The 11,628-nt window shown below is 68.3% G+C and carries 5 protein-coding genes; 2 read left to right on the forward strand and 3 right to left on the reverse strand.

The window, feature by feature from the left end:
* Positions 1-84: 84 nt before the first annotated feature.
* Together ACYOEI_RS37185 and ACYOEI_RS37190 are read right to left on the reverse strand one after the other, a co-directional pair.
* The gene (locus ACYOEI_RS37185) at positions 85-7,248 is read right to left on the reverse strand and encodes an SDR family NAD(P)-dependent oxidoreductase (RefSeq protein WP_462855480.1); all 7,164 of its coding nucleotides are present in this window, start codon (positions 7,246-7,248) and stop codon (positions 85-87) included.
* Between the two features lie 121 nt (positions 7,249-7,369).
* Positions 7,370-8,968, reverse strand: coding sequence for a PfaD family polyunsaturated fatty acid/polyketide biosynthesis protein (locus ACYOEI_RS37190; protein ID WP_462855481.1), 1,599 nt, complete (start codon positions 8,966-8,968; stop codon positions 7,370-7,372).
* 806 nt (positions 8,969-9,774) lie between these two features.
* Between ACYOEI_RS37190 and ACYOEI_RS37195 the strand changes: the two genes are divergently transcribed.
* Entirely contained in the window at positions 9,775-10,269 is a 495-nt protein-coding gene (locus tag ACYOEI_RS37195; protein ID WP_462855483.1) for an ankyrin repeat domain-containing protein, read from the forward strand.
* Between the two features lie 165 nt (positions 10,270-10,434).
* A complete protein-coding gene (locus ACYOEI_RS37200; protein WP_462855484.1) occupies positions 10,435-10,821 on the forward strand; it encodes an ADP-ribosylation/crystallin J1 in 387 nt (128 codons plus the stop codon).
* A gap of 89 nt (positions 10,822-10,910) precedes the next feature.
* Here ACYOEI_RS37200 and ACYOEI_RS37205 read toward each other — a convergent pair whose 3' ends face one another.
* Positions 10,911-11,486: a hypothetical protein gene (locus ACYOEI_RS37205; RefSeq protein WP_462855486.1), complete on the reverse strand. Its 576-nt coding sequence runs from the start codon at positions 11,484-11,486 to the stop codon at positions 10,911-10,913.
* Positions 11,487-11,628 lie beyond the last annotated feature (142 nt).

Below are 11,628 nucleotides of genomic sequence, written 5' to 3' on the forward strand. Positions count from 1 at the left end.
TCACTAAGGTTTTGAAGATGGAAAATCATTTCTTTTCTTTCTTCTTTGTGCCTTTGTGCCTTTGTGGTGAAGAGATTTCTTTCTTTATTGGGTCGCCAGCGCCAGCCGGTTTCGGCGGAAGGCCTGGTTGAGGGACGCGTCGATGACGCACTCGTAGTCGTCCATCCGGGCGATGAGGTTGCCGTCGAGGTCGAGGATCTCGATGTTGGCGCGGGCCCGGTGCGGGCCGGCTTCGGTGACCTTGGCCAGGATGCGGACCTCGCCCGAGGGGAAGGCGAGGCGGAACTGGCGGTAGTGGCCGACGAACGTGGGCAGCGAGCCGGCGCCCGAGTTCTCGACGGCCCAGACGATCAGCATCTGGAAGGCGCAGTCGATGGCCAGCGGGTCCGAGAGCCAGCTCTGTCGGGACGGCCGATCGATCCAGGCCGAGGGCGTCGGCGCGGTCGAGGCCAATGCTGCGATGCCGGCGTCGTCGCACCCCTCGATCCGCTCGAGGCCGTGCAGGTCGGGGCCGTGGAAGAGGACGTCGCGATAGATCTCGGCCGTGCCGTAAGCCAACGGCGGGAGGTCCCGATCTTCGATCGTCCGACGGCCTTGAGGATGCCGGTCGGCGAGCACCACCACGCCCCTGGCGTGCAGCAGCTCCCGCCCGTCGCCCGTGCTGCCGCGGAGCTCGACCGGGACGAGGTAAGAGGATCCTTCGCGAGTCGCCTTACCGGCGAGGACTCGGATCGTCTCCGGGCGGTCTTCGCGGAGGACGACCCCCTTGAAGAGTCGGAGGTCATTGACGCCGAGGAAGGCGAGCCCGGGGTGTCGCTGGGTGGCCCCTTGGGCGAGCCACTCGAGGATCAAGGCCATCGGCAGGACCGGCCGGCCGTCGATGATGTGCGACCGGAGCACGGGCATCGTGGCGATATCCAGGGGACGTTCGAAGACCAGGGCCAGCGTCGGGTCCGCCGCCGAGGTCGAGGGAGGAGGCGTTGCGGCCAACTCCGTGGTCGAGGCGGTCGTCCGGGGCCCCGTCGGGTCCACCGACCCGGCGCCCAGGATGACGACCTCGGTCGGGCGCGGCCCCTTGGCCCGGATCTCCTCGACGAGGTAGCGTGCCCCGTCGTGTGGGGGGATGAGGGCGATTCCCTCGGACTCGAACAGCGGCCGGAGCGACGGGGTGACCATGCCGCCGTCCCACGGGCCCCAGTTCACCGAGACGACGCGGCATGCGGGACGGTTCACCGACTCGCGCCGGGCCCGCTTGTTCAGCACCTCGTTGGCGGCGGCGTACGCGACCTGCCCCTTGCGGCCGAACCGGGCCGTCGAGGAGGAGAAGAGGACGAGGACGCGGAGGTCGTCGCTCGAGGTTGCCTTGAGCAGACCGCGGAGGCCGGCGACCTTGGTGTCGTAGACCGAGGCGAACTGGTCGTCGCTCTGGTCCTCGATCCGTCGGTCGGCGAGGACCCCCGCCCCGTGGACCAGGCCTCGGATCGGGCCGAACTGAAAACGGATCGCGCCGAGGGCCGCCTTCAGGGCCTCGGGGTCGCGGACGTCGGCCGACCGGTACGAGACCCGGGCGCCGGCGGCCTCGATCCGGTGGAGGTTGGCGAGGATCTCGCGGTTGGCCGTCAGGTCGCGGAACTGGGCCCCGATGATCTGCGGGGTGGCGTGGCCGTTGGCGCGGGCCAACAGCGTGCGCTTGATCTCGGCCTCGTCAGAGAGCGGGGCGAGCCAGTCGGGCTCATTCGTCGGCTCGGGGCTGCGGCCGAGCACCACGATCGTGGGCCGGAAGGCCTCGGCCAAGGCGACGGCGACCTCGGCGGTGACGCCCCTCGCCCCTCCCGTGATCACGACCACGTCGCCCGGCCCGAGCGGATCCGAGCCGACGGACTCGACGGCCTGAGACGTCAGGGTCAGGGTCGTCCGGCCTTCGGGGGTCAGGCCGACTTCGACGGGCCCTCGGCGGAAGAACTCGTCGAGGAGGAGGTCCGCCGCCCGTTCGGGGTCGGCGACCATGGGGTCGAGGTCGATGGCCTTGCAGGCAACCTCGGGCCATTCGTGGCCGGCCGTCTTGGCCAGACCGGCGAGCCCCCCAAGGGTCGGGTCGGCGGCGTTAGGCAGACCTCGGAAACCGAAGGCCCCGTCGAGCCTCGAGACCGTGGCGACCACCGCACCGACCCCTTGCCCGGCCTTGCGGAGGCCCGGGGCGCACGTCCTGAGCAGCGAGAAGGCACTCTTGATGACCCCGTCGCCCGTCTCGGCCGCGCCTGCGAAGAGCAAGAGGCCGTCGAGCGTGGCGGGCGGGGCCATCTTCCCGGCTTCCGCCCAGGGAATCAGCCGAGTCTGGTGACCCAACGCCTCGAGCTTCCTCGCGAGTGCCTGGGAGACTCCTTGGCCGTCGATCGTGATCCAGACTTCGCCGCCGGCGCGAATCTCGACACCCTCACGCCTTCCCGCGTGCTCGAGCGGGACGCTCGACACGACCAGACGCTCGACCCTGGGGCGGCCCTCGCTCGCCTTGGCCGCTTGGGGGGTGCGAGGCGTTGCCTCCAGTCGCGGGGCTTGGGGACGGGGCTCCACGTGGACATGGACCGCCGCCGATTCCGGCTCGACGATCGCAGGGGCTTCGGCGAGGAACGCGACGATCTGGCCGAGCGTCCGCAAGGTCCCGAGGTGCTCCGACTTGACGACCGGGGCCTCGGGGAGTCGCTCCTGGACGGCGGAGAGGATCTCGACGCGTTTGATGGAGTCGATGCCGAGGTCGGCGTCGAGCTGCATGTCGGGCTCGAGCATCTCAGCTGGATACCCGGTCTTATCCGCCACGACCTCGACCACGATCGCCTGCACATGACTGACCGACGACGCCGGGGCTGCCGGGGCCGCGACCGGCACTTCGACGGCCGGTGCCGGTGCCGGTGCCGGGGCGGCGGTGGCGGTGGTTTGTGCGGGGGCGCCTTGAGCGAGGAAGTCGGCGACGAGCCTGAGGGTTCGGAGGGTGCCGAGGTGTTCGGCCTTGATGGTGGGTGAGTCGGGGAGCCGTTCCTGGACGGCGGAGAGGATCTCGACGCGTTTGATGGAGTCGATGCCGAGGTCGGCGTCGAGCTGCATGTCGGGCTCGAGCATCTCGGCGGGGTATCCGGTCTTCTCCGACACCACCTCCATCAACACCGTCCGGATCACGTCGGAGTCCGCGCCCGAGGTGGCTGCCTGCACGGTCGCGAGGGCCGGCTCCACCACCGCAGCGGGTGCGGTTGCAGCCGGGGCGGCGGTGGTTTGTGCGGGGGCGCCTTGAGCGAGGAAGTCGGCGACGAGCCTGAGGGTTCGGAGGGTGCCGAGGTGTTCGGCCTTGATGGTGGGTGAGTCGGGGAGCCGTTCCTGGACGGCGGAGAGGATCTCGACGCGTTTGATGGAGTCGATGCCGAGGTCGGCGTCGAGCTGCATGTCGGGCTCGAGCATCTCGGCGGGGTATCCGGTCTTCTCCGACACCACCTCCATCAACACCGATTCGATCCGCCCGACGGTCGGCGGAACTGCCACGGGGGCAGGAGCGGGAGCCGGCGCCGGGGCAGGCACTCGTGCCGGGGCAGGTGCTGGTGCCGGTGCGGGTTCGACCTTGGCGACCGGCTTCGGGGCCGGCGACGGAGTCGGCGGGAGGATCTTCGGCTCGACCTTGGCAACCGGTCGCGAAGGCGGGACGACCGGAGTCGGCGGCACGATCGATCGGTCCGTCGTGGGGAACCGATGCGAGGGGGCGTCGGGGGCGATCATCTCGCGGGTCGGGGCCGGGGGAAGCTCGGCGCGGGGGTGGCTCGCCGTCGTCGTCGCCGTCGACGGGGGGGCGAGGTCCAGCATGCCGAGCGAGGCGTAGGTCAGCCGTTGCTGCTGCTCGAGCAGGGTCTGGAAGGTGCGTTGGGCTTTGTCCTGGCCGTCGAGGTACTGGCGGTGGAGGTTGGCCGTCTGCTCGCCGAGCTTCTGGAGCGAGACCAGGTTCTCCTGGGCGTTGCGCAGGGCCTGGGCCAGGAGGGCCGGGTCGTTCGATCGGAGTGAGGGAGAGGGTTGGGGGGCGGCCGGCCGACTCGGCGGTTGGGGGGCGTGGGCCGTCGTCGGGGGGGGCGTGTGGGTGCCGTTCGTTGGATTCATGGGCGGTTTGGGGTGCGTTCCGTTGCGTCCGGGAAGGGGCGCCGCATCGCCAATGCCGGGGGCAGGCGACGTCGAGCGGGGCCGGGTGGCCGTTGCGGGGCCCGTCGGGGTCGAGGGGGTGTGGACGTTCGCGGCAGGCGCGGGGGGAGGCGTCGGCGCGGCGAGGGTCGCGACACTGGTGCTTGCACTAGCAGTCGGGATCGATGCCGGTCGGGGCGGCTCGGCGTGGGCCTTGGGCTTCGGCTTGGCCGTCGCGTTCGCGCCGCTGACCTTGACCGTCAGGGTCGGCTTGCGGGGTGCTTGAGGCTTGGTGTCGACCCCGTCGTCCCAGCGGGCGAGCTCGACGGGGTAGCCGAGCGCGGCGAGCTGGGCCAGGGCTCGGGCGAGGTCGGCGACGTTCCCCTGCCGTCCCCTCGAGGGATCGACGGCCAGGGCGTTGTGTCCCTTCCCTTCGAGGATCGCGTCGACGAGGCCGGTCAACTTGCCGTCGGGCCCGACTTCGAGGAAGGTGCGGAACCCCGCGCGGTGCATCGCCTCGACCTGGGCGATGAACTCGACCGGCCGGGCGAGCTGGCCGGCCAGGAGTCTCCGGGCGTCGTCGGGATCGTCGGGATACGGGGCGGCCGTCGAGTTGGCGAAGACGGGGATCGTCGAGCCGGCGAAGGAGACGTTGCGCAGGGTCTCGAGCAAGGGCCCGCTCGCTTCGGCGACGAGCCGGCTGTGGAAGGCCGCCGAGACGGCCAGCGGCCGGGTCGTCACCTTGCGGGCTTCGAAGGCTGCTGTTGCGCGGGCGATCTCCGCCGCGGGCCCCGAGAGGACGGCCTGGCGGGGCGCGTTCTTATTCGCGACGACGAGGTCGAGGCCTTCGTCTCGAATCACCGAGTCGATCTGCTCAAGCGGGGCGAAGACCGCGAGCATCGCGCCTCGGGCGCCGACATCAGCCGGGTGGTCTCCGGCCATGAGGCGGCCTCGCCGACGGGCCAGGGTGTCGAGGGCCTTCGCGTCGAACCGCCCCGCCGCGTGGAGCGCGGTCAGCTCGCCGAAGCTGTGGCCCGCGACCGCGTCCGGGCGGACGCCGAAGCGATCGCCGAGGAGGCGATAGAGCCCCAAGCTGACCGCGCCGAGGGCCGGCTGGGCGACCTCGGTCGCGCGGAGGGCCTTCTCCTGGGCGGAGCGGCCCTCGTCGGAGAAGGCCGGGTGCGGATAGATCGCGTCGATGAGCCGACCGCCGTCGTCGAGCGGGAGCGCGTCGGCCTCGGCCAGGGCCTTGTGGAGGTCGGGGAACCGGCAGGCCAGGTCCCGGAGCATCCCGACGTACTGCGACCCCTGCCCCGGGAAGAGCATCGCGAGCCCCCCCGGCGCGGCCCCTCGGCCGGAGAAGACCCGGGCCGTCGTGGGCGTGGGCTTCGTCGCGACGCCGTTCGTGTGGGGGCGTTCGCCGGCCTCATAGGCTCCGCCCATGTCCTGGGCGGCCGTGCGGGCCTTCTGGAGGGCCGCCGCCAGGTCGTTCGCATGCCGATAGGCGACCACCGTGACCCGGTAGGGGGCGTCGACCTTGAACGCGATGCGGGAACGGGCCGCCTCGACGCGCGTGGCCTCCCAGGAGAGGTCGGCGGGCCAGGCGTCGATCGCCTCGACCAGGCCTTCGCGAGTGTCGGCGGAGAAGGCGAGGATCTGCACGTCGCCGTCCCAGTCGACCTCGACCTTCGCGGGCTCGGCCTCCTCGAGCACGCAGTGGAAGTTGCTCCCGCCGAACCCGAAGGCGCTGACCGCCGCGCGTCGGGGGTGGCCGGCCGCCGGCATCCAGGGTCGGGGCTCGGTGTTGACGTAGAACGGCGAGGTCCCCGGCGCCGCCCCTTCGAGGGGCCGCTCGACCTTGGCCGTCGGCGGGAGCACCTTGTGGTGCAAGGCCATCGCCGCCTTGATCAACCCCGCGGCCCCGGCCGCCGCCTTCGTGTGGCCGATCTGCGACTTGACCGAGCCGAGCGCGCACCAGGTCCCGTCCGGGCTCGCCGCCCGGTAGACCTCGTTCAACGCGGCCAGCTCGGTCGCATCCCCGACCTTCGTCCCGGTCCCGTGCGCCTCGACCAGCTCGATCGTGTCCGGCGAGATCCCCGCCAACTCGTACGCCTGCCGGAGGGCCTTCGCCTGCCCGGGCGCGCTCGGTGCGTAGACCGCGTTCCCCTTGCCGTCGCTCGACGTCCCGACCGACCGGATCACGGCGTAGATCTTGTCGCCGTCCCTCCGCGCGTCGTCGAGCCGCTTCAAGGCCAGGATCCCGAGCCCCTCGCCCAGGATCGTCCCGTCGCAGCCGGCGTCGAACGGCCGGGCGTCTCCCGTCGGCGACAACGCGGGGGTCTTGCTAAAACACATGTACATGAAAATGTCATTGAACGTGTCGAGCCCGCCGGAGAGGATGAGGTCGGACCGGCCGGCGGAGAGCTCGAGGATCGCGAGGTGCAGCGCCCCGAGCGAGCTGGCGCAGGCGGCGTCGATGACGCAGTTGGTCCCCCCGAGGTCGAGGCGGTTGGCGATCCGCCCGGCGGCGACGTTCCCGAGGAGGCCGGGAAACGAGTTCTCCTGCCAGCCGACATAAGAGTCGGAGATGTCGCGGACGACGGCCTCGGCGGTATCGTCGGGGATCCCGGCGGCCTTGAGGGCGCGTCTCCAGATCGGGTGTCCGAGCCGGGCGCCCAGGGGGATGACGAGCTCGAGGGTCCCGGTGACGCCGAGGATCACGCCGACGCGGTCTCGGTCGAATTTCTTGCCCGCCCCGTAGCCGGCGTCTTCCAGGGCGGCGCGGGCGACGAGGAGGCCGAGCAACTGGGTCGTGTCGGTCGCCTCGAGGTTGTTCGGGGCGATCCCGAAGTCGAGCGCGGGGAAGTCCACCGGGTCGAGGAACCCTCCGCGCCTCGCGTAGGTGCGGTCGGGGGATTTCGGGTCGCCGTCGAAGTAGTCCTCGGGGCGCCAGTGGGTCGGCGGGACTTCGGTGATCGTGTCCCGGCGGTCGCGGATATTGGCCCAGTAGCGCGTGAGACCGTCCGCCTTGGGAAACAGGCAGCCCATTCCGATGATCGCCACCGGCACCGGGTGGGTTGGTTCGACCGACGAATTCAAGTGACTTCCCCTTTTCGCGCCGATGCGGGACGATGGTTTGTGGCGAATCCCCTGCGAGGCCAAGGGAGGGCCGTTGGGCCGGCTCGAGGGCCCCGGCATTCCCGCGGGGCGCTTCGGGTTCCTAGGTTGAGGTCAGGGCGAGGCGGTCTTCGAGCTCCGCGAGTCCGAGGGGCGTGAGCCGGGGGGTGCCCGGGGGGAGGTGGACCCCCTGGCTCGCCAGGCTTCGGGCGCGGCCGAGGACGGCCGCGCCGTAGAGGATGTTGAGCGCGACGACGACCACGCGGCGATTCTCCGGGTGCTCCAGGGACGACCCGCGGGCCCACTCGTTGAACGCGGCCATGGCCGGGCCGCACCAGATCTGGTAGTCGACCCCCCTCGAGGGCTCCCCCGCGTTCGCCCAGTGCGACGACTGTCCGAGGTACCAGCGGAAGACCAAAGCCATCTTGTGCTTCGGGTCCTTCGCGGCCCGGGCGAGCTGCCCCGGGTCGCGGTCCTGGAAGTACGCCCGGGTCTGGTCCCAGATCGTCTCCAGGGGGGCCCGGAAGAGGTTCTTCTCGAGCGAAGCCCGGTCGGCGGCGGGGATCTGCTCGATCGCCTCGTAAGCGCGGTAGACTTCGTAAAGCTTGGCCGCGCGCATGGCGAACATCGTGCCCCGCTTGAGCACCTGGACCTTCACCCCCATCTCGAACATGTCGGCGGCGGGGGCCATGGCGATGTCGGCCTGCCTCGCCTCGGCGAGCATCTTGCGGACGGTGTCGGACGTCCCCGACTCGACGCACCCCTGGTTCACCGAGCCGACGACGAGATACGCGGCCCCCATCGCAAACGCCGCGGCCGCGGCCCAGGGGGTCGAGATCCCCCCCGCCGCCCCGATCCGGAGCGGCCGGTCGTAGCCGTACTCCGCCTGGAGCCGGTCGCGGAGGGCGAGCAGCGTCGGCAGCAGCACCACGGCCGGCTGGTTATCCGTGTGGCCGCCGGAGTCGGCCTCGGCCGTCACGTCGTCCGCCATCGGGATCCGCGCCGCGAGGTTGGCCTGCTCGGCGGTGATCTCCCCCGAGCCCACCAGCTCCCGGAGGAACTTCGCGGGCGGGGGGGCGAGGAACTTCGAGGCGACCTCGACGCGGGAGACCTTGGCGATGACCCGGTTCGGCACCACGACCCGCCCGTCCTCGCCGACCCGGATCCCGTGGACCCGGTAGCGGACCACGGGGAGGGTCAGGTCGAGGTATGCCGAGGCTTCGACCAGGCGGACTCCCCTTCGAAGGTAGAGCGCCGCGACGGCCGCCTCGAGCTCGGGCTCGTTGGGGCTGTGGATCAGGTTGAACCCGTACGAGACCGCCGGGCCGAGCGTCCGCCCGAGCCGGTCGATGGCCGCCTCGACGGCGGCCGGCGGCAGGCCCGCCGCGCCGAAGATCCCGAGCATCCCGGCTCGACCCATCGCCTCGGCGATCTCGGCCGAGCCGATCCCGTTGGCCATCGCGCCCGAGACGTAAGGGAACCTGAGGCGATGCTCGGCGCAAAACGAGGTGTCGCCGAGGTTTTCGGGCCGGCAGGCGGGCAAGACGCCGACCACCCGATCGGCCTCCGCAGGGTCCCCCCAGGCCGTCGAGTCCCACTCCTGGAGCGCGTGTCCTCCCCCTCGTTCTACGATCAAGAACGGGTCACGGACCCGGCAAAGCGCCCGCTCGAGTGTCTCTTCGAAGGTCGTGGGAACCAACACGTTGCCGCTCCACCCCCCTGATAGAAAGCGTCGATCATACCAACGCCGACGACCGAGCGCCGAACGTTTTTCCCAAACATCCGATCCCCCCGGACGAGGGTCGACGCCATGCAACCTGAGCCATCTTGCGGAATGCTTCGTCCAATGGACATTGGACTTAGGGAGGCGAAACCCGAGATCCCGGCCTTCCTAATGGACGGAAACCCAGGGATTCATCGCTCCGGACCCGAAAAATCGTCACCCGCCGCCAAAGGGCCAAATCCTGCCGCGGGATTCATTCCTCGGGTTCGACGCGCTCGGGACCTCCTTCATGCGAGGGTGTCCGTTTTACCCGAAGTCCGACGGCTATGCATGGTGATCGTTTGTTGATTATGAGGTCGCGCTCGCCCATTGCCCTAAGTTCGAGCCGAAGGGGTGCGATGCCATTCGGTAACAGCGAGTGCCGCATCAAGATCCCGAAGACCGTCGGGACGTATCTTCGCAAACCGTACGTCGTGCTCTGCCGCCTGAAGACCGACGTCGGCCAGAAACTTCTGATATGCTGGAGGTCTCCCGAGTCATCGTGTCCATCACCTATGACGAGAAGGCGGTCGTCGCAGTGGAGGATTTCGTCCGTTGGCTTGGCGACCAAGGAGTCTACGTCCCGTTTCGTCGAGTACGGGAAAGCGGCCCTGCGAACTGGACGTCAAGATGCGTCAAACCGCGGGAGTAGCCGAGGCTGAAGTCGGTTGCGTCCTTCGTATAGGATTGCAGATCGCTCGGCAGGCCGGGATTCTGGGGCTTGGTGTCTGGCGACAGAGGTGCGTATGGGAGTCGGCGTTTCTGAAGCCGTAACGATTGCGACTCTGAACGGCGACGTGGCAACTCTTGAGCAGTTGATCGCGGAGCACGGAGGGGCGGCGGTCCGCGCCGATGGAGACCCGAACGAGTTGACTCCCCTCCACTGGGCTGCTGCGACTGGCAGTGCTGAAATGGTGCGGTTCTTGCTCGCCCCGCCAGTCGGGGCCGATCCGAGGGCCGCCCGAATCAACAATTTCACTCCCTTGCACTCAGCAGCGATGCAAGGGCACGCGGCCGTGTGCCAGATCTTGATCGAGGCGGGTGCGGATATCAACGTCCAGACTGATCCGCAAGGGTACGCCCCGCTCCACAGCGCGGCCTTCGCCGGACATGTCGAGGCGATACGAGTCCTGCTGGCGCACGGGGCGAATCGCACCCTGGTCAACTACCGCGGTGAAAGGCCCTCAGAGACCGCCCGTCGCACCGGGCAAGTTGAGGCAATAAGAGCGCTGGAGGTCTGAGGCCAAGACAGGAGTTGCGCACTGTCACATCCTGAGCGTAGCGATCCGTCGATCGGGTGGACTGGGCACAAGCCAGTTTTGCGGAAGAGTTGTTGCGTCAGTTGTGATTGAATGGCAACATTGATGGCGCAGAGTTGGGTTGCTTGGGAGCGGAGAGATAAATCGATGAGCGATGCCACGATCCTCTACCGTCCGGTCGGGCCAAAAGAGCTATTGCTGATCGAAGAGTCCGGTTGGACGGCTTTCCCACCTCGCCTACCCGAGCAACCCATCTTTTATCCCGTGACCAATGAGGAATATGCCGTCTGGATTTCCAAGAATTGGAACGTGAGAGATTATGGAGCGGGATACGTCACGAGATTCGCCGTAAATCGCGAGTTTGCGGATCGTTATCCCATTCGGAGAGTTGGGGCTGGGCATGCTGAGGAACTCTGGGTGCCCGCCGACGAACTCGCCGAGTTCAATCAGAGCATTCAGGGTAAAATTGAGGTAATCGCCGAGTTTCGGGCCGAACCAGGCGCTGCTGAGGAACCGTCTTCATTACCCAAATGAGGATCGAGCAAAGCGAACGCTTTGCCCGAGAATCCGATAGTCCTCTGTCCCGTCTTGCCCAACTCTCGTTTCGGTTTGGCCCCGCAACGTCAGAGCGTGGTCGTCTCCACGGCGGGGGAAAACGACGTTGCCATATCAATCAACTGGGCTCGCTCGAGATCGGACCTGATTTGTACATGAGTTCCCTGCTGCTGGAAAACGATCATCCGCATCCCTGGGGATTTCCCGGAATCCGAGATGCGAAGGTCTTTCAAGGCCGTCCCCTCCACGGCAATCGCTTCCCACACAAAATTATCGAGGCCGGGATAGGGCTGTGCTCCCTGGTTTACCCATAAGTGCTGGAAAGCTCCGCTCGATCGGTACATCATCGCCAAATAAGACCATCCTCCCTGTCGACGCGGGGGATGATACATCACCTCGACGTGGGACGACTCGAATCCTGGCACCCGAGTCGGAACTAAAACCGTGAATGGCATCCGAGCGACCGCCGCAGCGAGCGGCAGGTGCTCGACGATTGGTGGTTTGGGTTCCACCGGCTCGCCGGGAGCAGGATGATATGTGAACAACTCCGGGTCCATCGGTTGGTCATAGGCGACTTCCAGCACCTCATCGATGCTGAAAACCTCCGTGTCTTTCCGGCTGAGGATGTTGAGCAGAGTGCCCATCTTGGAGTCGAGATGGAACTCATACTCGTCTGCCTCCTGCGGCCCAAGTCGCCATTCCGTCGACGACCACAGACGTTGGGAGGTGACGTCGCCTCAGCCGATCCACTCGACGGTCAATCCGAGGCCACATCGCCTCTTTGGA

The sequence above is a fragment of the Singulisphaera rosea genome (genome assembly GCF_054877945.1).